The 21,392-nt window shown below is 62.5% G+C and carries 17 protein-coding genes and 1 tRNA gene; 11 read left to right on the top strand and 7 right to left on the bottom strand.

Translation table 11 applies throughout. The features are described 5' to 3' along the window. Positions 1-62: 62 nt before the first annotated feature. Together HMPREF2656_RS03125 and HMPREF2656_RS03130 are read right to left on the bottom strand one after the other, a co-directional pair. The gene (locus HMPREF2656_RS03125) at positions 63-3,506 is read right to left on the bottom strand and encodes an SdrD B-like domain-containing protein (RefSeq protein ID WP_210400953.1); all 3,444 of its coding nucleotides are present in this window, start codon (positions 3,504-3,506) and stop codon (positions 63-65) included. 163 nt (positions 3,507-3,669) lie between these two features. Next, a tRNA-Ser gene (locus tag HMPREF2656_RS03130) sits at positions 3,670-3,757 on the bottom strand. A gap of 73 nt (positions 3,758-3,830) precedes the next feature. On the opposite strand from HMPREF2656_RS03130, the gene HMPREF2656_RS03135 reads away from it, so the two are divergent. Next, positions 3,831-4,787, top strand: coding sequence for an NAD(P)H-quinone oxidoreductase (locus HMPREF2656_RS03135; protein ID WP_070815828.1), 957 nt, complete (start codon positions 3,831-3,833; stop codon positions 4,785-4,787). Between the two features lies 1 nt (position 4,788). On the opposite strand, the gene HMPREF2656_RS03140 is transcribed toward HMPREF2656_RS03135, so the two are convergent. Next, complete coding sequence (locus HMPREF2656_RS03140; RefSeq protein ID WP_070815829.1) at positions 4,789-6,000, bottom strand: aminotransferase class V-fold PLP-dependent enzyme; 1,212 nt, start codon at positions 5,998-6,000, stop codon at positions 4,789-4,791. Between the two features lie 84 nt (positions 6,001-6,084). On the opposite strand from HMPREF2656_RS03140, the gene HMPREF2656_RS03145 reads away from it, so the two are divergent. Continuing rightward, positions 6,085-6,993 carry a galactan export ABC transporter permease subunit Wzm/RfbD gene (locus HMPREF2656_RS03145; RefSeq protein WP_070815830.1) on the top strand — a complete coding sequence of 303 codons (909 nt, stop codon included), beginning with the start codon at positions 6,085-6,087 and terminating at the stop codon, positions 6,991-6,993. Between the two features lie 9 nt (positions 6,994-7,002). Beyond that, positions 7,003-7,788, top strand: coding sequence for a galactan export ABC transporter ATP-binding subunit Wzt/RfbE (locus HMPREF2656_RS03150; protein ID WP_070422008.1), 786 nt, complete (start codon positions 7,003-7,005; stop codon positions 7,786-7,788). A 121-nt stretch (positions 7,789-7,909) separates the two neighbouring features. On the opposite strand, the gene HMPREF2656_RS03155 is transcribed toward HMPREF2656_RS03150, so the two are convergent. After that, positions 7,910-8,866 (bottom strand): hypothetical protein, encoded by a 957-nt coding sequence (locus HMPREF2656_RS03155; protein ID WP_070422007.1) that lies wholly within the window; start codon positions 8,864-8,866, stop codon positions 7,910-7,912. 73 nt (positions 8,867-8,939) lie between these two features. On the opposite strand from HMPREF2656_RS03155, the gene HMPREF2656_RS03160 reads away from it, so the two are divergent. After that, entirely contained in the window at positions 8,940-9,842 is a 903-nt protein-coding gene (locus tag HMPREF2656_RS03160) for a galactofuranosyltransferase GlfT1 (RefSeq protein ID WP_070815914.1), read from the top strand. A 121-nt stretch (positions 9,843-9,963) separates the two neighbouring features. On the opposite strand, the gene HMPREF2656_RS13595 is transcribed toward HMPREF2656_RS03160, so the two are convergent. Further along, on the bottom strand, positions 9,964-10,242 hold the full coding sequence (locus HMPREF2656_RS13595; RefSeq protein WP_371440644.1) for a GtrA family protein: 279 nt from the start codon (positions 10,240-10,242) through the stop codon (positions 9,964-9,966). 29 nt (positions 10,243-10,271) lie between these two features. Here HMPREF2656_RS13595 and HMPREF2656_RS03170 point away from each other — a divergent pair, with 29 nt between their 5' ends. The 3 genes from HMPREF2656_RS03170 to HMPREF2656_RS03180 are packed head-to-tail and all read left to right on the top strand — an operon-like array spanning position 10,272 to position 12,692. Next, positions 10,272-10,499, top strand: a complete 228-nt coding sequence (locus tag HMPREF2656_RS03170; RefSeq protein ID WP_070815831.1) for a hypothetical protein — start codon at positions 10,272-10,274, stop codon at positions 10,497-10,499. A gap of 21 nt (positions 10,500-10,520) precedes the next feature. Next, a complete protein-coding gene (locus tag HMPREF2656_RS03175) occupies positions 10,521-11,918 on the top strand; it encodes a decaprenylphosphoryl-beta-D-ribose oxidase (RefSeq protein ID WP_070484962.1) in 1,398 nt (465 codons plus the stop codon). A 9-nt stretch (positions 11,919-11,927) separates the two neighbouring features. Beyond that, positions 11,928-12,692, top strand: a complete 765-nt coding sequence (locus tag HMPREF2656_RS03180; RefSeq protein ID WP_070771368.1) for a decaprenylphospho-beta-D-erythro-pentofuranosid-2-ulose 2-reductase — start codon at positions 11,928-11,930, stop codon at positions 12,690-12,692. Between the two features lie 115 nt (positions 12,693-12,807). Here HMPREF2656_RS03180 and HMPREF2656_RS03185 read toward each other — a convergent pair whose 3' ends face one another. Both HMPREF2656_RS03185 and HMPREF2656_RS03190 read right to left on the bottom strand, forming a co-directional pair. Further along, a complete protein-coding gene (locus HMPREF2656_RS03185) occupies positions 12,808-14,199 on the bottom strand; it encodes an FtsX-like permease family protein (RefSeq protein WP_070815832.1) in 1,392 nt (463 codons plus the stop codon). Further along, positions 14,196-14,861 carry an ABC transporter ATP-binding protein gene (locus tag HMPREF2656_RS03190; RefSeq protein ID WP_070472485.1) on the bottom strand — a complete coding sequence of 222 codons (666 nt, stop codon included), beginning with the start codon at positions 14,859-14,861 and terminating at the stop codon, positions 14,196-14,198. The genes HMPREF2656_RS03185 and HMPREF2656_RS03190 overlap by 4 nt, the downstream gene beginning before the upstream one ends. 92 nt (positions 14,862-14,953) lie before the next feature. On the opposite strand from HMPREF2656_RS03190, the gene HMPREF2656_RS03195 reads away from it, so the two are divergent. The 4 genes from HMPREF2656_RS03195 to HMPREF2656_RS03210 are packed head-to-tail and all read left to right on the top strand — an operon-like array spanning position 14,954 to position 21,391. After that, entirely contained in the window at positions 14,954-15,628 is a 675-nt protein-coding gene (locus tag HMPREF2656_RS03195; RefSeq protein WP_070815833.1) for a sensor histidine kinase, read from the top strand. Beyond that, positions 15,625-16,269 carry a response regulator transcription factor gene (locus HMPREF2656_RS03200; RefSeq protein WP_070613878.1) on the top strand — a complete coding sequence of 215 codons (645 nt, stop codon included), beginning with the start codon at positions 15,625-15,627 and terminating at the stop codon, positions 16,267-16,269. The genes HMPREF2656_RS03195 and HMPREF2656_RS03200 overlap by 4 nt, the downstream gene beginning before the upstream one ends. Before the next feature lie 30 nt (positions 16,270-16,299). Further along, on the top strand, positions 16,300-18,165 hold the full coding sequence (locus HMPREF2656_RS03205; protein ID WP_070815834.1) for a galactan 5-O-arabinofuranosyltransferase: 1,866 nt from the start codon (positions 16,300-16,302) through the stop codon (positions 18,163-18,165). 10 nt (positions 18,166-18,175) lie between these two features. Beyond that, positions 18,176-21,391: an arabinosyltransferase domain-containing protein gene (locus HMPREF2656_RS03210; protein WP_246825100.1), complete on the top strand. Its 3,216-nt coding sequence runs from the start codon at positions 18,176-18,178 to the stop codon at positions 21,389-21,391. The last annotated feature ends 1 nt before the right edge of the window (position 21,392 follow it).

Consider the following 21,392-nt stretch of genomic DNA (forward strand, 5'->3'; position numbering starts at 1 on the left):
TTCCCGTAAAAGAGGCCGACCCCGAGGTTTAAGTCCCTCGAGGTCGGCTTTGTTGCTGGCGGTTACTTCTCCGGAGTCGTCGTCACCGGTGCCGTAGTGATCGGCATCGGCTCGGACGAACCACCCTTGATCGAGGTGAACGCCTCACCCTTCTCGTTCGAGCACCAGTCGTACAGCACGCCACCTGCAGCGACCAGACCAAGTACGCCAAGTGCGATGGTGCCGAAGCGCTGGATGTTCGGGTCGTTGCCAATCGCCTGGATCTGACGGTTCGCAGCATCGAGCTGTGCGCGGATGTCCGCGAACTGGTCGTTGTCTCGGCCGGCGCCGCCGTGGCCACGATCTGGAGTATCGCGACGCATCGCCGCCTGAATGTCAGCGTTGACCTTGGCCAACTGTTCGTTGATCGCGCCCATGTACGGACGAGCCAACTCGCCACCGACGGCACCAAGCACCGCAATCGGCACCAGGTACAGCAGCGGGGACGCCACAGCGTTAGCCACGCAACGCTCCCAGGCACCGTTGTCCGTCTTGCCGTTCGGCTTTTCAACCTTGGTGGTCGGAACCGGAACAGTTTCGGTGACGGTCTCGGTCACCGGCGGGGCCGGAACTGGAACAGTCTCCGTGACGGTCTCGGTCACCGGCGGGGTCGGAACTGGAACAGTCTCCGTGACGGTCTCGGTCACCGGCGGGGTCGGCGGGGTCTTCTCCCCCGGCTTCACACCAAGGTCAACGTCCAGGTATTCCTTACCGGACTCCACAACAACCTTGCACGACACCTGCGACGGATCCGTCGGGGTGTAACCATCACGCGTCTTGTACTCCACGGTGTACTCGCCCGGCTCGACGTCAACCTTCCAGTTGCCGCCTTCGTCCGTCACCGTACGGATGACCTCGTTGCCATCCTTATCGCGGATGATCACCGTGACACCCTCGACGCCCTCGGTCTCGTTCGGGTCTTCCTTGCCGTTGCCGTTGGTATCCACCCAGACCTTGTCGCCAAGCGTGCCCGGTGCTTCCGGCTCGCAATCGCAGGTCGTTTCAATCTTCTTCAAGCCAAGGTCGTAGGTGTCGTTGTACTCATTCGGCTTCACCGTCACCTTGGACACCAGGCCCGACTCATCCGAACCCGGCACCTTGCCCGTGACTTCCCAACCATCCGGCTGGATGAAACGAATGTCGTACTCAGCGTTCGGATTAAGACCCTCAATCTTCCAATCACCATTGCTATCGGTCACGGCAGAACGCGTCGGCTCACCATCACGCGACACCAACACAACTACATTCTCAAGGCCCTCTTCACCCTCATCCTGCTTGCCATCACCATTAGCGTCATTCCAAACACGGTCACCAACAGAACCAGACGGCAGAATACCCAGGTCGATATCGTCACGCTTCTCACCCGGCTTAATCGTGACCTTGGTGCTGACCTGACCCGGCTCCGACGGCACACGATCACCCGGCTCGTACACGACCGTGTAGTCGCCCGGCTCGACGTCAACCTTCCAGTTGCCATCCTCATCCGTCACCGTACGGATGACCTCGCTGCCATCCTTATCGCGGATGATCACCGTAATGCCCTCGACACCCTCGGTCTCGTCCGGGTCTTCCTTGCCGTTGCCGTTGGTATCGACCCACACGCGGTCGCCAAGCGTGCCCGGTGCTTCCGGCTCACAATCGCAGGTTACGTCGGTCTTCCTCAAGCCAAGGTCGTAGGTGTCGTTGTACTCATTCGGCTTCACCGTCACCTTGGACACCAGGCCCGACTCATCCGAACCCGGCACCTTGCCCGTGACTTCCCAACCATCCGGCTGGATGAAACGAATGTCGTACTCAGCGTTCGGATTAAGACCCTCGATCTTCCAGTTGCCGTCCTTATCGGTCACGGCAGAACGCGTCGGCTCACCATCACGCGACACCAACACAACTACATTCTCGAGGCCCTCTTCACCCTCATCCTGCTTGCCATCACCATTAGCGTCATTCCAAACACGGTCACCAACAGAACCAGACGGCAGAATACCCAGGTCAATATCGTCACGCTTCTCACCCGGCTTGATAGTGACGGTGCGTTCGATCTGCTCCGGCTTCGTAGGCACGTTATTCCCAGGCTCGTACACGACCGTGTAGTGACCCGGTTTCACATTGGTATTCCAGTTGCCATCCTCATCCGTCACCGTACGAGCAACTTCCTTACCGGACGCGTCCTTGAGAACCACCTTTACACCGGCAACGCCCTGCGTTTCGTCTTCGTCCTGGATTCCGTCTTTGTTCTTATCAATCCAGACCTTGTCGCCCACCGAGCCCAGTTCGCAGTCGCACGGCTCCTCACCTTCTGGCATCTTGAACCACGTTTGTGCAGTGTCGGCCCTGACAATAGGCGGGTTCACGGATGTCAGCATCGCACGGTGGTGGAGCTTGTCGCCTCCCCACTTGGCATCCGAGCAGGGTTTGTCTTTGTCGTAAACATTCTGCTCGAATTCGAAGATGGTCCCGGTGGGGAGCCAAAATTTACCTGTCGCCGTGTTTTTATCAAAGGGCCAGTCAAATTTCTGTCCCCAAACGGTGTTGGGATTTAACTTCTCAAAGCCTGCTTTGTAGTTTGCGTCGAGAGCTTGGGACGAAACGTCACCCTGAGTCATGCCCGATTCTTCACCGCTGAATGTGTCACCGTTAGGCAGCGTGAATGTAACACGCGGCGCACCCCTGAGCTCCAGGTTTCCATTCAACGAACCGAGATACATTTCAGCCATCCACTGGCCATAACCTCCGCCCTGGAGACGGTGCCGTCCGTGTGCGATACCTGCACACGTGTCAGAATCGTTGGGATCTGTCGTCAACCACGAGTTTTCATGCTCCCAGATAACCCGGGGGCTAATCGTCGTCTCCACGTAAGTAGCAGCCGTGACCAGGGCTCCTGCAGGAATATCTGCTTTCAACTTCGCTTGAATCTCCGCAGTAAAGCTGTCCTCTGCTGCGTTGATATCAAACTCAATCTTGTAGCCGTCGCCACCGCCGATCTTATTGCCGTCTTGATCGGTGTAAACACCATCGTCGGCCCTGACTTTCTCAATACTCTTAAACGGACGTGTTTGACCGCTAGCCCACTTGAAGTCGTCCGCAGTGGGTTCTTCCAAGACTGTATTGGGGGTCGCAGCCCAAACCCACACCGTCATCGTGAGAATGTCAGACGCACCACGCTGTTTTAGCTCGTAATCAGGATCATTCTGGTCGGGGAGTGGCTTCGGCGCCTTAGCCTTGCCTCCAATGGTGTAGGTGTAGCTTCCATCGGATTGCATTGTTTCCGGCTTGAAGGTCTCAAAAATCGCGTTCGTTTCTTGGACCGGGTCGGGCTTTTCCCCATAGTTTCGCTCGATATCCTGCTGGACCCAAGCACCCGCGGTCTGCGGCACCGCTACCCCGCCGACGCCCAGCGCTACTGCACTCAGTAGCGCCACAACGTTGCGACGCACACGGCCTTTCCTCGTAGTGAACTTCTCGCTCATTTCTACCTCCACCATGAGCAACATATTTTCGCCATACGCTGCCCCAACACCGAGGCAGACTTGTGAAGAACCCTACGTCAGGCTTGACAAACGCTGCCAGCGTTTATGGAGAAATTCACCTAAATTTCAGGAACAGCCCCCTGAAGCACCCCCCAAAAGAAATTGGCGGAGACGAGGGGATTTGAACCCCTGGAGGGATAAACCTCGCCGGTTTTCAAGACCGGTGCATTCGGCCGCTCTGCCACGTCTCCTCGTCGCAAAGCAAGTGCGACGCACATACTCTACAACACGTCGCGCGTCGCTCAATCTCGGTAGCCTGGCCGCATGAAAGCGATCACACTTATCGACGACACCAACCCCCGCTCCCTCGAACTCACCGAAGTGGACACCCCGCAACTGCAGGACGGGGAGGTACTGGTCAGGGTCACGGCGGCGGGCGTGAACCGTGGCGACATCGTGCAGGCCGAGGGCAAGTACCCGCCGCCGAGGGGCGAGTCGGAAATTATTGGCCTGGAGTGCGCCGGCGTGATCGAGGACCCGGGCACCACCGGCCGCGAAAAGGGCGAAGAGGTCGGCTGCCTGCTGGCGGGCGGCGGGTACGCCGAATACGTCGCAGTGCCGGAGGGCCAGCTCACGCCGAAGCCCGCGAACCTCACGTTGGAGGAAACCGCCGGCGTGGTGGAGGCAGCCTGCACGGTGTGGTCGAACCTGGGCATGCTCGCCGGCATCCAAAAGGGCGACAACGTGCTCATCCACGGCGGCGCGGGCGGCATCGGCTCGTTCGCCATCCAGCTGTGCAAGGCGCTGGGCTGCACCGTCGCCGTCACTGCGGGTAGCCAGGAGAAGCTCGACTACTGCAAGGGCCTCGGCGCGGACGTCCTTATTAACTACAAGGAGCAGGACTTCGCCGAGGAACTCAAGGCCTGGGCGGACGTGATCCTCGACGTGGTTGGTGGGCCGTACCTGGAGCAGAACATCAAGGCGCTCAACACCGACGGTCGCCTCGTGGTCATTGCGGTGCAGGGCGGGCCGAAGGGCACGCTGTCGCTTGGCCGGATGATGCCGCGGCGCCTGTCGGTCCACGCCACCACCCTGCGCGCCCGTCCACGTCCGATGAAGGCGGAGATTGTCGCCTCGACGGTGAAGAACGTCTGGCCGCTCATCGAGTCCGGCCAGATCAAGCCCAACATCACCGCCACGTTCCCGCTCGCCGACGCCGCCAAGGCCCACGACCACATGGATTCCGGCGACAACACCGGAAAAATCCTTTTGATCGCGTAGGCTACGCCAGCGAGGCGACCGTGCGCACCAACTGCTCGATGTCGTTCTGGGTATTAAAGGGCGACATGGCGATGGTGACGGCGCCGCCCATGTCGGCGACGCCCATGTCGTCGAGAAGCTGTGTCTGCGTCGTCTGAGCAGCGACAATACCGTGCGTGACCAAGCGATCCAGCACGGTTTCCGACGGCACGCCTCGCACACCGAACGCCAGGCGCGGGATGCGCTCCACACGCGCGCCCTCCGCTGCCTCGCCCGTCACACCAACGATGTGCACCGCAGGCAGCGTGCCCAAAAACGTATGCAGATCATCCCGCAGCCCGTTCAGGTACGCGGTGGTCTCCCCCATCGAGTACTTCAAGCGATTGCGTCTCGACGACCTCCCCGCCGCCCCCTCAACCAACGACGCATAGTGCTCCACCACAGCCGGCACACCACCAGCAAGACCAGGCGACACCTCCAACTCGAGAGCCTCACGGTCCAAACGCTTAAACATCGCCGCGTCACGGAAAATCAGGGCCGCGATCTCCGGGCCGCCGAACTGGGCCATGTCCACCGCAGCGATATCGGCACCCCACGCATCCAAATCCAACGGACGGTACGGGGCGTACGCCGACGCATCCACAAGCACCCACGCCCGGGACTTCTCACGCACCGCCTCCACAATGTCCGCAACGCCCACAACGTTGCCCAACTCCGGATGCGCCGCCGGCACCGACACCAAACGCGTCGACCCGTCCGCAATGTCGCGGTACTGCCACGCCGGCAAATCGCCGGTAGCCAGATCGGCCTGCGCCCAAATCGTCGATACGCCAGCGCGCTGCAAACGCCCCGACAACACCGGACGATCCACCGGATTCAGCACCATCGACGAGTTATGCCGCAACATCGGACGCATCGCCGACACCAACGCCGAATACAACGCCGGAACACTCGGCCCCAACACCACCTGCTCCGGCATCACCCCAGCCAAATCCGCAATCGCCGACCGCGCCGCCTTCGGATACTCCACCCCCTCCGGCAAACCAACATCCGACCGCGAATGCGACCCCAACACCGGCTCCGGCGGCGGCACCGACGCAGCATTACGGAAACTCCGCGCAACCGCCCCCGCAACCTTCTCCGGCACCTGCGGCGACACATGCGCATTCAGATACGTCCAACCGCCACCCAACGACCCGTACAGCCCACGGACCCCCCACACGTCATAAGCCACGGCAGACCTCCTTCACGCAAGAACGCCCCTAATTATGCACGCACGTCCGACACAGCGCACACCGCCAGCTCGGGAGCACGAAACATGTGCACTAGGGTGAACTGCGTGCATAACGTAGAACAACTGCGCGATGACGTCGCCCGGATGACCAGCGCGCCTGGCGAAAACACCCCGCCATCAACATCCAAAACGTTCCGGCGGGCATTCGACGACCTCATCCGCGGCTGGGGCCAACACGAACTCTGGCTCCAACTCGGCTGGCAAGACATCAAACAACGCTACCGACGCTCCACGCTCGGCCCCCTCTGGATCACCATCGCCACCGGTGTGATGTCGCTCGCCCTCGGCCTGCTGTACTCCATGCTGTTCCAAATCGACGTCGCCGAGTTCCTCCCCCACGTCACCGTCGGCTTCATCGTCTGGGGCTTCATCTCCGGCTGCATCAAAGACGGCGCGAACGTCTTCATCGAAAACGAAGGCCTGATCAAACAGCTCCCTTCCGCCCTGTCGGTCCACATCTACCGGCTCGTGTGGCGCCAAACGCTGTTCCTCGCCCACAACATGGTCATTTGGGTGCTACTCGCCCTGATCTTCCGCATCCCCATCACCCTGAACACACTCCTGTTCATCCCGGGTATGGCCCTGCTGCTGGTCAACGGCGTGTGGGTCGCCATGTTCTTCGGCATGGTGGCCACCCGCTTCCGCGACGTCGCCCCGCTGCTCGAAGCCCTCGTCCAACTCCTCTTCTACGTCACCCCGATCGTATGGACGACGAGGACGCTGAAGGACCAGGGTGGTGTCGTCGAGAAGCGTGCAATGCTCGCTGAGATCAACCCCCTGTTCCACTACCTCGAAATCGTCAGAGCACCGCTTATCGACGACCCCGTCGCCGCCTACCACTGGCTCATCGTCATCGCCTGCACCATCGTCGGCGTACTCATCACCCTGCTGGCCATGAAACAGTGGCGCTTCCGCGTGCCGTACTGGGTCTAGGAGTTACACATGGTTTCCATCGACACCTACAACGCCTGCGTCGACTTCCCCATCTTCGACGCCAAATCCCGCTCCCTGAAAAAGGCCATGATGTCCTCGGCCGGCGGCAAAATCGGCCAGAACGCCTCCAACACCGTCGTCGTCGAAGCACTCCGCGACATCAACCTGCATTTAAGGGAGGGCGACCGCGTCGGCCTCGTCGGCCACAACGGCGCAGGTAAAACCACCTTGTTGCGACTGCTCTCCGGCATCTATGAACCCACCCGTGGCGTCGCCGACGTCCGCGGCCGCGTCGCCCCCGTCTTCGACCTCGGCGTCGGCATGGACCCCGAAATCTCCGGCTACGAAAACATCATCATCCGCGGCCTCTTCCTCGGCCAGACCCGCAAACAGATGAAAGCCAAAATGGACGACATCGCCGAATTCTCCGAACTCGGCGACTACCTCTCCATGCCCCTGCGCACCTACTCCACCGGCATGCGCGTCCGCCTGGCGTTGGGCGTGGTCACCTCCATCGAACCCGAGATCCTGCTTCTCGACGAAGGCATCGGCGCCGTCGACGCCGCCTTCATGTCCAAAGCCCGCGTGAGGTTGGCCGAAATGGTGGAGCGCTCCGGCATCCTCGTGTTCGCCTCCCACTCCAACGACTTCCTGGCGCAGCTCTGCAACACCGCGTTGTGGGTGGACAAGGGCGAGATTAGGGAGGCCGGCCTGGTTGCCGACGTCGTCCGCGCCTACGAAGGCCCCGAAGCCGGCGACCACGTCGCAGAACTGGTGCAGCGCTTCCACGGGTAGGTGTCAACCATCTCCCGAAGAAAGTTCCCCGCCCGGGAACTTTCTTCGATTTCGGCCCCCAAAAGTTTCACTTTCCCCAGGACGCCGGGCGACACACCCCGTAAAAGTTCCACGAATCCCATTATCGCTGGGAACTTTTTTGCATCAGGGACTCGACGAGGCCTAGGCATTCAAACATCGTCCTGGACGAGCACCTCGCGGGCGTCCATCCCGCCAAGGTCATCTTGAGGTTGATGGAAGAGTCTTTGTTGCGCTGCTTATAGTCCGAGTGGTGTTCGCCGTCGTACATCACGGCAATCTTCAGATCAGGAATGGCCAGGTCAAACGTGGTCACTGTCCTGCCGTCGACGACCAGCGGCACCTGCTCCTGCACGACGTGGCCATACCGAGCCGCGAGCACCGCAACGAGAAGGCGCATCTCGGTCTCCTTGGGGGAATCAGCAAGAGAGCTGCTGAGCCGCAAGACCTTCCTTAACCAACTGGCGTTGATTTTGTGGCGGGCAGCTGCCGTAATGTCGGCGAGTGTGATGCCCCAGAAGCGACGGACACAGTCGACGAGTTGCACCGCTCGGACTTCCTCGGCAGACAGGCCCTCTACATCGACGACATTCCAACAGTGCTCCCCGCGTTTGACCTGGATCAACGCCTGGACAACTGCCGCCACTGGGCTAGCCGTCCGAAGGCCAACGCCACGGTGGGTGACTTTCCAAATGGGGAAGGTTGCTCGGGAGTGGCGTCGGATCGTCGGTAAGCAAGGCCCTGCGAGTTGGTTGCGTCCCGAGGAGGCGAGCAGCGTGGTGTCGGCTCCTTCGACCAGGTAGGGCAAGCCATAGAGGGCGAGTGCCGAGAAGCCGGAGACGATGCTGCCGGGGCGTTCGACGGCGTGGGCGATGGCACGGGCGGCGGCGCAGCCGTGGTAGCGCACGCCGCGTGGGTGGTGACGGGCGTCGTTGTCCACCCGCCATTCTTCACGGCAGTGTTCGGTGGCGAGGTAGCGGTCGGCGCTGACTTGGTGGTAGGTGAGGTCGGGTGTGCGTTGTTTGTCGTGGATGAGGATTGCTTCGATGTCGACACTCATGCCGTTTCGTAGGTTGGTCATGGTTATTAGACGCAAGAACGACGGTTTGGGATCCCTCGGGCACAATAAATGTATGACTGCCTTGAATCGCAACGGTACGACTGCTGCCGTGATTGTGACCCATAAGCGTGTTGACCTGCTGCGGAACTCGTTGGAGCAGGTGGTGTCGCAGACGCATCCGGTGGATTGGGTCATTGTGGTGGATAACGGTGATGAGGATGCGGTGCGTGTGCTTGTCGACGAGCTCGCTCACGACAAGGGCGTCTACCTACCAAGCAAGACCAATCTGGGCGGGGCGGGTGGCTTCGCCTACGGATTCTTGCACGCGCTGGCGTTGGGGGCGGATGCGATTTGGTGCGCGGACGATGATGGTCGCCCGCGGGATCACACGGTGCTGGAGGTGTTGTACCGAACCGCAGAGAAGCATCAGTTGTCGGAGGTGTCGCCGGTGGTAGCGAACATCAACGACCCGGAGAAGCTGGCGTTTCCGCTGCGGCAGGGCACGACGTGGCACCGGCGTGTTGATGAGCTGCAGGGCGATTTTCTGCCGCAGTACGCCAGTCTGTTTAATGGCGCGTTGATTTCGGCGAAGGCGATGGAGCGCATCGGCGTGCCGGATTACCGTCTGTTTATCAGGGGCGATGAGGTGGAGTATCACCGTCGTTTGGCGCAGTCGGGGCTGAAGTATGGCACGGCGTTGACGGCGTTTTATCTGCATCCGGATGGGTCGGACGAGTTCCATCCGATTATGGGTGGGCGGGCGCATGCGCAGTTCCCGGATAATGAGACGAAGCGGTATTTCACGTACCGCAACCGTGGCTACATCATCAATCAGCGCGGCATGAGGAAAATGCAGTTGCAGGAGGTTGTCCGGTTCGGGTGGTTCTTCCTGGTGGAGAAGAAGGATCCGAAGGGCTTCCTCGATTGGCTGAAGTTGCTTAGGCGGGGGGCACGAGAGGACTTTCGCCGCCCTTAGCGCCTTTAAAGATCCAGTAGCGCTGGAGGAGGAAGTTGGTAGTCGTCGCTACGCCTTGTGCGATGACGAAGGACACGGCGTAGCCGGGGATGGTGGCCTAGCGACGACAACGGCTCGTCCGTCACCCTCCACAGCAGCATCTGCACCGCAAAGGTGGTGGCGTAGAGGATGAATACGGCGCTGGCTTTTTGGCGTCGATTTTGGCGTTGAAGGCGAACTTGGAGTTCAGCACGTAGGCGGAGATGGTGCCGAAGACCCAGCCCACGGCCTTGGCAAGGTCGCGCTGGACGTCGAGGGCTTGGTCGAGGGTGTTGGTGATGCCGAAGTCGATGACAGCGCAGCCGATACCGATGACCAAAAACGGGATGAGCTGCTGTTTTAGGGAAGCGTTCGAGGACACGGGCGTTTACCCTACTAGGCTCGTGTGCCATGAGGAAGCATTACAAAGGTGATGACCCGGACGCGATCCACGAGGCAGCACAGCGTGTCGACGTCCCCCTGTCCGACTTCATGGTGCGCCTGATGGCCGAGGAGCTGCCGTTTGTGGACTCCAAAGGCCGCACACGTATCTATGAGATTCTTCGCGAACACGACGGACCTGTGATTTCGAACCAAGAAGAACTGCCCGCGGAGATTCGTAGCATTATGGATCTCTAGTCCGGCGGTAGGGTTGTGGGCATGGAACTGACAACCCAATCCCTCTACGGATGGGGCCGTACCGCCCCGTCCACCGCCCAGGTCCTGTCCACCCCTGACGTGGACACGATTGCGGAGGCAGTCAAGCGGGTCGCGGATGAGAACGCGGACCTGCCCGAGCACAAGCGCCGCGGCGTCATCGCCCGTGGTCTGGGTCGCTCCTATGGTGACCCCGCCCAGAATGGTGGCGGTTTGGTCGTCGATATGACTCCGCTGAACCGGATCCACTCCATCGACCCGGACTCCGGCATTGTCGACGTCGACGCGGGCGTGAGCCTCGACCAACTGATGAAGGCCGCCCTGCCGTATGGCCTGTGGGTTCCGGTGCTGCCGGGTACCCGCCAGGTCACCATCGGTGGCGCGATCGGCCCGGATATTCACGGTAAGAACCACCACTCGGCGGGTTCCTTTGGCAACCACGTGTTGTCCATGGAGCTGCTGGTGGCGGACGGCCGCGTGCTGCACCTGGAGCCGACCGGCGAGACCGCCGAGCTGTTCTGGGCCACTGTTGGCGGCATGGGCCTGACCGGCATCATCCTGCGCGCCCGGATCCAGATGACCAAGACGGAGACCGCCTACTTCATCGCAGACACCGACCGCACCAACACGCTCGACGAGACGATCGCGGTGCACTCCGACGGCTCTGAGGTGAACTACACCTACTCGTCGGCCTGGTTCGACGCGATCTCCGCACCGCCGAAGACGGGCCGCTCCACCATCTCCCGCGGCTCGCTGGCCACCTTGGATCAGTTGAAGGAGTTCGCCCCGAAGCTGGCTAAGGACCCGTTGAAGTTCAACGCCCCGCAGTTGATGACGGTGCCGGACATTTTCCCGTCCTGGACCATGAACAAGCTCTCCCTGATGGCTATCGGCGAGGCGTACTACATGATGGGCTCCCCCGCCCGGAACCAGGTGCTGAACCTGACGCAGTTTTACCAGCCGCTGGACCTCATCGGGAAGTGGAACCGCGGCTACGGCAAGGCTGGCTTCCTGCAGTACCAGTTCGTCGTCCCGACCGACGCTGTGGAGCCGTTCAAGGACATCATTTACGACATCCAGTCCTCCGGCCACTACACCGCCCTGAACGTGTTCAAGCTGTTCGGCGAAGGCAACCAGGCACCGCTGTCCTACCCGATGAAGGGCTGGAACGTGTGCGTGGACTTCCCAATCCGTCCGGGCCTCAACGAGTTCCTCGACCGCCTGGATGACCAGGTCATGCAGTTCGGTGGCCGCCTCTACCTGGCCAAGGAATCGCGCACGAGCGCGGAGAAGTTCCACAAGATGTATCCGGAACTGCCAGGCTGGTTGAAGACCCGCCGCGACATCGACCCGACCGGCGTGTTCGCATCCGACATGTCCCGCCGTCTTGAGCTCAACTAAGGAGTACCCATGCTGAACGCAGTAGGCCAAGCCCAACACATCCTCCTCCTCGGCGGCACGAGTGAGATCGGGCTCGCGATTGTCAGCGAGCTCGTCTCCCGCGGCGGCAGCCCCACCGTCACCCTGTGTGCGCGCAAGAACTCCCCGCGTATCGACGACGCCATCGCCCAAGTCCAGAACGCCGGCGCAGGCCACGTACGCCTGGTCGATTTCGACGCCCTGGATTTCGCCTCCCACCCTGCCGTGATCGATGCGGCGTTTGAGGACGGCGAGGTCGACGTCGCTGTCGTCGCCTTCGGCACGCTCGGCGACCAGGAGCAGCTCTGGCAGGACCAGGCTGCCGCCGTCGCCTCGGCGCAGACCAACTTCACCGCCCCGATGTCGGTCGGTGTGCTGTTGGGCCAGGAGATGAAGCGTCAGGGCCGCGGCAACATCATCGCCCTGTCGTCCGTGGCGGGCCAGCGCGTGCGCCGTTCCAACTTTGTCTACGGTGCTGCAAAGGCCGGCATCGACGGCTTCTACCTGCAGCTCGGTGAAGCTTTGAAGGACAGCGGCGTGAAGGTCACCGTGGTCCGCCCGGGCCAGGTGCGCACCAAGATGACCGATGGTCTCGACGAGGCCCCGCTGACCGTGAACAAGGAAGATGTCGCCGAGGCTGCCGTGGAGGCCGCCCTGGCCGGCAAGCCCTCCGTGTTCGTGCACAAGCTTTTCGGGCCGATCTCCCTGGTGCTGAAGGCGATCCCGGCGCCGATCATGAGCAAGCTGAACTTCTAGCGCCAAAATAGTTCCCAGCCGGGGAACTTTCTTCAAAAACGACCTGCAGAACATTCACTTTCTGCAGGTCGTTTTCGTCTTGTTGGAAGATAGTTCACACCCCGGGAACTATTTTCTAGTCGTTAGCCCTGCCCATCCCCAGCAGCACCTGCTCGCGGAGCCGACCGGTCCCCACCACCGCCAAAACACAGCCAACCAGCGCGACCGCAACAAGCGCAGCGAACAGCGCCACCTTGTCCAGCACGTTGGCGTAAACCATGACCATGATGGTGCCCATCAGGCCACCCATGCCGAATCCCAGCAGGGCCACCACGAGCATGGGAATCCCAACTTCGCGCACGGCCACCTTGGTGTGAAAGGCAGCGGGCGCTCCAATGAAGTAGAGCGATTTGGTCAGTTGCTTCTGCTCCACCACGGAAAGTGCCTGGGTGAGCAGGGTGGACGAGACCAGGAGGACTGCCGCGAAGACAGCGGTGATGACCACGCCGGAGGGGATGTCCCCTGTGATCATCTTCAGGGCGGGCTGGTCGTCGATCTCCGGCACCGCGGAGATCCAGGCGCCGACGCCGCCGATGAACGCCACGAAGTACAGGGCGGTGACGCGCTTCCAGGTGGTTTTCGCTCCCCTGCCGACCCGGCGCGTGGCCACGTAGTTCGCGGCCCCGGGGACTCGGTAGCTCAGGCGTGCGAGGAGTTGGATCACGCCGACGGCGATCAGTGCATTGACAGTGAGAATGCCGCCTGCCACGACCAACAAGGCGCCGAATTCCAACGCGTCTGCCTGCGGAGCGATGGTGAGCGAGCTCAGGTAGCGATACAGCACCACCGCACCAACCACTGACAGCACCAGCGTGATCATGTTTTGTCCCTTTGGCGGGATTTTCTTGGTGACGCCGAGAGGGGTGACGGCGACTCGTCGCAAGGCAAGCCACACTGAGCACGCGGCTAGTACCAACACCACGATCCACGCGATGGGGATGACCCACCAGGTGAGCATCTCCCAGGCGCCGACGGGTTTGTCCTGGAACGTCAGCAGCGACCACGCGGGACACGTGACCACGTACAGCACCGACCCGAGTACCAACCCAACCAGGGCCTGGCGCAGCGATTCGAGGATCATCATCCCGCGTACCTCGCCGGCGGTCGCGCCGATGAGGCGCAGCGCCGCCAGGTGCTCCTCGCGCCCGCCGAGGTTCGCACGTGCGGCTTGGGTGAGCAGCCCCAACAGGCTTGGCACGAGCAGCACGCACGCGAATAGTGCGAGGAAGATATACGCGATCGAAATGGGCCCGCCCATCGACTCTGCGATTTCCACCAGCGCCTCGTGCGGGTGCAGGTCGCGGGCGAGGAACATCCAGGTGCCGCCCATGAGCGTGCACAGCATCCAGGTCGCTACGGTTACCGCCACCAGCGACAACGCGCGGACCCAGCGTTCGCCGATCTGCCGTTGCGAGCGCCCTTCGCTTGTCGACGACACCGCCGAGCGCATCAACGTCACTGCACTCATCGCGCCACCTCCGAGTGGATCAGGCCGTCGCGGATTTCGACGCGGCGGCTGCACCAGTCGGCGATCTTCGGGTCGTGCGTGACCAGCACGAGGGTGACGCCGAACTTCTGCGCGATTGCCACGATCTGCTGCATGACCTCGTGCCCGGTGGCTTGGTCCAACGCCGCTGTCGGCTCGTCAGCGAACACCACCGACGGCGGCCCGGCCAACGCGCGCGCGATGGCCACGCGCTGCACCTGGCCGCCGGAGAGTTGCCCCGGGTACCGGTCCACAAAGGCGCCCAAGCCCAACCGGGTCAGCATGTCGATGGCCTCGGCGTGCGCCTCCGCACGCGGCACCCCGCGCATGATCTGCGGCAGGGCGACGTTTTCGGTGGCGGTCAGCTCCGGCAGCAACTGGCCGTCTTGGAAGATGAAGCCAAAGTTTTCCAGGCGCAGGCGCGAGCGTTCCGCGTCGTTCATGGCCGACACGTCCTGGCCGTTGAAGCGCACCTGGCCGTCGTCGGGTACGAGCACGCCAGACATGCAGTGCAGCAGGGTCGATTTGCCGGAGCCAGAGGGCCCCATAATCGCGACGGATTCGCCGCCGCCAACCGTCAGGCTGATGCCTTCGAGGACCCGTTGTTGGGTGAAGGACTTCGTGATGTCGTTGAGTTCAAGCATGGTTTCTATTCCACAGGTGGTCGTCGATAAGCACTATGGCCCTGGCTCCCGAATATGGGTAGTGCTAGCTCTACCTGGCTACGCTCGGGGCCATGCGGCGACATAAACACGAGGAGCGCGCGGCCGCCAAAATCCACCAGCTGACGGTTTCGCGGCGCAGGATCGCGGAGGCATATGAGGTGGAGCGGCTGCGCATCGAGCGCGACCTGCACGACGGCGCGCAGCAATATTTTGTGGCTGCCGCGATGAAGTTGGGCGAGGCAAGGTTGGACATTGCATCGCAGCTTCTCGACGACGCCGCCCGCGACCTCCACAACGGCCTCGACGCACTCAGAAGAACCGTACGCGGCATCCACCCGCGGGAACTTTCAGACCACGGATTGGTTGCGGCGATCGAGACCGCCGCCGCACAGCACGGCCCGCATGTCACGGTCCGTGCCCCGCACGAGCTGCCGCGTATCGACGCCTCCGTCACCGCCGCCGCCTACTTCTTCACCACCGAAGCCTTAACCAACGCCGCGAAGCATGCACCCAAGGAAAACGTCAGCGTGCTCGTGACCTGCGACCACACCCTGAATGTTTCCGTCACCGACCAGGGCGGCGGCAACGCTCGCATCACGCCCGGCGGCGGGCTGGAGGGTATGCGAGAACGCATCGCGGCGTTCGGCGGTGAGATGGAGCTGCACTCGCCGGACGGTGGCCCGACCACCGTCACCGCACGTATTCCGTTGCTGTTGTTCCGAGGAGAAAGTGGGATTGCGCCATGAGGATCGTTATCGCGGACGACTCCGCGCTGCTGCGGGAGGGTGTTGCAGGGTTGCTCACCCGGCGCGGCCACGAGGTTGTGGCGCAGGTGGAGTGTGCGGATGGGTTGCTGGGGGTCGTCGATAAGTATGGGCCCGACTTGGTGATCACGGACGTGCGCATGCCGCCGAACATGCGTGACGACGGCCTCCAAGCCGCCCTGGAACTGCGCAAACGCGGCCCAGTGAATGTGCTGGTGCTGTCGCAATACGTCGCGCCTGCATACGCGCGGGAACTGTTCTCCGGTGGCGATGGCGGGACCGGCTACCTGCTCAAAGACCGCGTCGCCGAGGTGAAGGACTTCATCCAGGCCTGCGAAACCGTGGCAGGCGGCGGCGTGGTCATCGACCCAGACGTGGCAAGTGCGCTGATGGCGGCGAGCTCACGCTGGTTAACCACGCTCACCCCTCGCGAGGTGGAGGTGCTCGAACTTATGGCAGAAGGCCTGTCCAACAGTGAGATCGCGGGCAAGCTCTACCTCTCCGGCGCGGCGGTGGCGAAGCACGTGTCCAGCATTTTCTCCAAACTGGGGCTCACCCCAGACGAGGACAACCGTCGCGTCCGCGCCATCCTCATGTACCTGGCGGAACGTGGCGTGGGGTGAGTGTCGGCAGCGTATGCGACACTATTACGCATGACTACCGCTTATCATCCCGACGAGCTGTCACCGGGGCAGGCAGCCGTCCGTACCGTCGCGGCGGGGCTCGCAGGCGGCATTCTCTCGCTTGCTGCGTGGTTTGTGCTGCACCAGATCTCGCTGCCGGCGTTCAATACCTCCATGGTGACCAGGTCGTTGGCCACCGGTGTGTCGTTCGTCCTGTTGGGCATCGCCGCTGTGCTGGCGGTGCTGTGGACGCGCGGGAAGCAGCACTGGATTATTTCTGCGGTGATGGCGTTGGTGCCGGCGGGGTTGGTCGTCGCAACGCTTGGCATTCCGCTGTCTGCCACCAAGCTGTATCTCGACGGCATCCAGGTTGACCAGGGGTTTAGGACGCAGTTCCTGTCCCGCATGACCGAAAACTTGAGCCACGCGGACATGGCGTACAAGGACCTGCCCACCTTCTACCCGATGGGTTGGTTCTGGGTCGGCGGACGCGTGGCCAACGTGCTGGGTATGGACGGTTGGGAGGTGTATCAGCCGTACGCGATTGCCACCCTGGCGGCGGGTGCGGCGATGCTGACGCCGATCTGGCGCAGGCTCGTCGGTTCCCTGCCGGTTGCTACCGCGATTGCCGTGGTGACCACCGCGATCGTGCTGACGGAAGTCCCAGAGGAGCCTTACGCGGCAATCGTGGCGATGTTCCTCCCGGCCGCGGCGGTGTGGGCCCACAGGGCGCTGAGTGGCTCGTGGGCAGCCACCATCGCGTTGACGATCTACCTGGGCATTTCCGCGTCGTTCTACACGCTGTTCACCGCCATTGGCGCGCTGACGGTTGTGGTGATCGCGGTGGTGATGTTCTTCACCGGCGAGCGCACCCTGACCCCGCTGAAGCACCTGCTCATCGTCGGGTTCGCCTCCATGGCCATCGCTGCGATCTCGTGGGGCCCGTACATCTGGCGTGTAGTCACCGGTGACGAGGCGCTGAAATCTACCGCGAACCACTTCCTGCCCATCGAGGGCACCTACTTCGCCCTCCCGTTCCTGTCGTTGTCCCTGGTAGGCCTGCTGTGCCTGTTCGGCCTCATTGGACTTATCGTGCGGTTCCGCGACCCGGAGATCGCCTCCCTGGGCGCGGCGATTGGCGTGAGCTACGTGTGGGCGCTCGCCTCCATGGCAATCACGCTGCTGGGTACCTCCCTGCTGGGCTTCCGCCTCGAGGTGCTGGTTGTGTTGCTGTTTGCCACCCTCGGCGTGATTGCGGTGGCGAACTTCCGCCTGACCTGGCTGGAGCAGCAGGTGAAGAATAAGACCGCCTTGAACGTGGTGGCGATTGTCCTGGTGGCTGTGGCGTCGCTGCAGATGGTGCAGCACATTGCGGTGAAGAACGAGGCGTACATCGACCAGGCCTACGCCGATACCGACGGCTACGGCGAGCGCGCGGACCGCTTCCCGCCGGATGCGGGCCAGTACTACAACGAGATCGCCGACTACATCGAAGAGCACGGCCACATGAAGAACGACGCGGTGATCTACACCGACGAGATCAACTTCATGGCCTTCCAGCCATTCTTCGGATTCAACGCGTTTACCAGCCACTACGCCAACCCGCTCGGCGAGTTCGAGCAGCGCAACGGTGAGCTGGAGTCGTGGTCACAGATTTCTTACGACGACCCGAAGAAGCTCACCGAGGCCGTGGACAACAGTCAGTGGGAGCCGCCGACTGCCTTCATTTTCCGCGGCAGTGAGGATTCTGACTTTAAGACCCACATCGCCCACGACATTTACCCAAGCCAGCCGAACGTGCGCTACCAAGGGTTGTTCTTCAACCCGGAGGCGTTTGACAAGGCGAATTGGGACGTGAAGTTCATCGGACCGTTTGCTGTCGCGGTGAGGAAGTAAGGTGACCGGAGTGAAAACTGGATCTACTCGTCTTATTGCGACCGTTTCTGGTCTCATCGCGTTTGTGCTTCTGCTGCTCACCCCGTTTTTGCCGGTGAAGCAGACGGAGGCGAGCGTGTCGTGGCCGCAGAACGACACGGTTGGTTCGATCAACGCGCCGCTGATTTCGTTGGCTCCGCAGGACCTTGAGGTCACGGTGCCGGCCAGCAGCGTCGGCGAACTGCGTGAGGGCCAGAGTCTGATCTTCGGTACGTTGCCGGAGTCGTCGAATAAGGCGACGGACCGTGGCCTGTTCATCACCGCTCCCGACGGCGGCCTGGTGGTGACTTCCCTCAACGACGTCCTTTTCGAGCTCACCCCAGCCGAAGTCCGCAACCTCCCCGACGATGCGAAGCTGCACGTCAGCGTGACGCACGAGGAGACCACGGTTGAGATCCCGGGCACGTCCCACTCGGAGACCAGCGAGGATGATTACCGCCCGCAGGTCACGGGTATGTACACGGAGTTGGAAAATAAGCAGTCGCTTATCGACGACGGCCTTGCCGCCCACATGAACATCAACTCCCGCTTCACGTCCTCCCCGACGCTGATCAAAAACATTGCGATGTGGGGCGGCCTGCTCAGCGCCCTGGTCAGTTTGTGGGCGTTGCGGAAGTTGGATGGTCCGGCGCGCTATCGTCGTCGCCAAGCAAGGGGCTTGAAGCCTCTCGACGGCGTCGTAGCCGGTGTCCTTGGCTTTTGGCACATCTTCGGCGCGAACACCTCCGATGATGGCTTCCTGCTGACCATGGCGCGCGTGGCCGCGAACACGGACTACATGGCCAACTACTACCGCTGGTACGGCGTGCCGGAAGCCCCGTTCGGCTCCCCGTTCTACGACGTGTTGTCGCTGCTGTCGGAGGTGACCACTGCGTCGATGTGGATGCGCCTGCCGGCCCTGTTCGCAGCGCTGGGCACGTGGTGGCTGCTGTCGCGCGAGATTCTGCCGAAGTTGGGCCCGGAGATCGCCGAGCGCAGGGTCGCCCACTGGACGGCGGCGTTTGTGTTCCTGGCGTTCTGGTTGCCGTACAACAACGGCACCCGCCCCGAGCCGATTATCGCCGTTGGCCTGATGGCTACCTGGGCGCTGTTCGAGCGCGCGATTGCCACGAACCGTCTCACCCCGGCAGCGTGGGGCACCGTGACCGCCGCGTTTACCCTGGCGTGCGGCCCAACCGGCCTCGCAGCGGTTGGTGTGTTCCTGATTTCGCTGCCTGCGGTGCTGCGCATGATCGGTTCGCGCCCGCAGCCCCGAATTTCTTACGTCGCGCCGTTTATGGGCGCGGGCCTGGCCGTGATGGTGCCGGTGTTCCACGACCAAACCCTGGCCACCGTGCTGGAGGCGACGAAGGTGCGCTCCGAGGTCGGCCCGGCGTTGAGCTGGTTTGAGGAGTGGACCCGTTACGCAACGCTTCTCGAGCAGACCGTCGACGGCTCCATGTCGCGCCGCTTCCCCATGTTCGCGCTGCTGCTGTGCACCGGCCTGATCCTGTGGGCGCTGGCGAAGGGCGACAAGACGACCGGCACGACCAAGCGCATGATGCTGATCCTGGGCATGGCGACGTTCTTCCTGCTGTTCACCCCGACGAAGTGGACGCACCACTTCGGCATCTACGCGGGTCTCGGCGGTGCGATCGCGGCTGTGGGTGCGGTGGTGCTCTCCCGGATTGCGATGAAGTCGGACCGCAACCGCACGTTCGCTATGGCTGCGGTGCTGTTCCTCATGGCGTTTACCCTGGCGGGTTGGAACGCGTGGTGGTACGTGTCCTCGTTCGCGGTGCCGTGGTGGGACCGCACTGTGCAGTTCAAGGCCATCGAGGCCAACACTGTGGTGCTGGCGATCGCCCTGGTGGTGTTCGCAATTGGTGTGGTGCAGTCGATGCGCGGCCCGCGCGCGATCAGCACCCGTTGGTCGGGCGTGATGGCTGCGCCGATCGCCGTGTTTGCGATCCTCATGGTGACGTTCTCGTGCCTGACGTTTGTGAAGTCGTTCGTCTCCCAAGCTCCGGCGTATTCGGTGGGTATGGGCAACGTGAAGTCGTTCAAGGGCGACGTGTGTGCCCTCGGCGGCGACGTGCTTCTGGAGGACGACACGAACGAGTCCTTCCTCACCCCCGTCGGCGGCGTTCCGCTGGGCAAGTCCCTGGATGCGGGCAAGAACATCGGCTTCACTCCGGACGGCGTGCCGGCGTTCATCGCTTCGGAGACGGCCGATACTTCGGACCGCACGCTGAGCGACACACAGTCTGACGACGACACCGCCGACGTCGATCCCGCTTCCGACGAAGCCCAGTCCACCTCCCGCGTGAACACCCAGGGCAACCGTCCGAAGTCGATGCGCGGCGTGAACGGCTCGACCGTGCGCCTGCCGTTCGGCCTGGACTACAACCGCATTCCGGTTGCCGGCACCTTCGATGATGAGCCGAAGCAGTCCGCGTCGCTGGAGACCACGTGGTACGAGTTGCCGCAGCTTAGCGACGACCGCCCTCTCCTGGTCACCTCCGTCGCCGGCCGCATCGCCCACCACGACATCAACGGCGTGGAGCAGGAAGGCACCGAGCTGAAGCTGGAGTACGGCACCAACAAGGACGGTGTGGTGCGCAAGCTCGGCGAGGTAGAGATGCTGGACCAGGGCCCAACCCCGCTGTGGCGTAACCTGCGCTTCCCGCTGGCGGACCTGCCGGAGGAGGCGAACGTGGTGCGTCTCGTCGGCGAGGACACCTCCCTTGCGGAGAAGGACTGGCTGGCGGTCACGCCACTGCGCAACCCGAAGCTGATCCCACTGTCTGAGCGTTTCGATTCCGACACCCCGGGCCTGCTCGACTGGACCGTCGCGTTCCAATACCCCTGCCAGCGCCCGTTCTTCCACGCCAACGGTGTCACCGAGATTCCGGAGTTCCGCGTCATGCCGGACGGCCCGGGCAAGCAGCAGCTCTCTGGCTTCATGGACTTCCTCGGCGGCGGCGCGCTCGCCCCTGCGGAGGCCGTGAACACCTCGTATGAGATCCCGGGCTACCTCAAGGACGATTGGCAGCGCGACTGGGGTTCGGTGGCGCAGTACGAGCCGCGCCGTAATTCTGCGGGCGACGTTCCTGAGTTGGCGCACGTGGATACCGAGGTGACCACGCGTTCCGGCCTGTACACCCCCGGACCGATGAAGGTGCGAAACCCTGACGAGCAGGGTTAGG

The organism is Corynebacterium sp. HMSC034B08, assembly GCF_001835805.1.
In the GTDB taxonomy this organism is placed as follows: Bacteria; Actinomycetota; Actinomycetes; order Mycobacteriales; family Mycobacteriaceae; genus Corynebacterium; species Corynebacterium coyleae.

What these genes read in the sequence shown, in the direction of transcription:
- HMPREF2656_RS03125 (WP_210400953.1), bottom strand. Translation starts at nt 3,506, where the DNA reads ATGAGCGAGAAGTTCACTACGAGGAAAGGCCGTGTGCGTCGCAACGTT.
- HMPREF2656_RS03135 (WP_070815828.1), top strand. Translation starts at nt 3,831, where the DNA reads ATGAAAGCGATCACACTTATCGACGACACCAACCCCCGCTCCCTCGAA.
- HMPREF2656_RS03145 (WP_070815830.1), top strand. Translation starts at nt 6,085, where the DNA reads ATGTGCACTAGGGTGAACTGCGTGCATAACGTAGAACAACTGCGCGAT.
- HMPREF2656_RS03150 (WP_070422008.1), top strand. Translation starts at nt 7,003, where the DNA reads ATGGTTTCCATCGACACCTACAACGCCTGCGTCGACTTCCCCATCTTC.
- HMPREF2656_RS03155 (WP_070422007.1), bottom strand. Translation starts at nt 8,866, where the DNA reads ATGAGTGTCGACATCGAAGCAATCCTCATCCACGACAAACAACGCACA.
- HMPREF2656_RS03160 (WP_070815914.1), top strand. Translation starts at nt 8,940, where the DNA reads ATGACTGCCTTGAATCGCAACGGTACGACTGCTGCCGTGATTGTGACC.
- HMPREF2656_RS03170 (WP_070815831.1), top strand. Translation starts at nt 10,272, where the DNA reads ATGAGGAAGCATTACAAAGGTGATGACCCGGACGCGATCCACGAGGCA.
- HMPREF2656_RS03175 (WP_070484962.1), top strand. Translation starts at nt 10,521, where the DNA reads ATGGAACTGACAACCCAATCCCTCTACGGATGGGGCCGTACCGCCCCG.
- HMPREF2656_RS03180 (WP_070771368.1), top strand. Translation starts at nt 11,928, where the DNA reads ATGCTGAACGCAGTAGGCCAAGCCCAACACATCCTCCTCCTCGGCGGC.
- HMPREF2656_RS03185 (WP_070815832.1), bottom strand. Translation starts at nt 14,199, where the DNA reads ATGAGTGCAGTGACGTTGATGCGCTCGGCGGTGTCGTCGACAAGCGAA.
- HMPREF2656_RS03190 (WP_070472485.1), bottom strand. Translation starts at nt 14,861, where the DNA reads ATGCTTGAACTCAACGACATCACGAAGTCCTTCACCCAACAACGGGTC.
- HMPREF2656_RS03195 (WP_070815833.1), top strand. Translation starts at nt 14,954, where the DNA reads ATGCGGCGACATAAACACGAGGAGCGCGCGGCCGCCAAAATCCACCAG.
- HMPREF2656_RS03200 (WP_070613878.1), top strand. Translation starts at nt 15,625, where the DNA reads ATGAGGATCGTTATCGCGGACGACTCCGCGCTGCTGCGGGAGGGTGTT.
- HMPREF2656_RS03205 (WP_070815834.1), top strand. Translation starts at nt 16,300, where the DNA reads ATGACTACCGCTTATCATCCCGACGAGCTGTCACCGGGGCAGGCAGCC.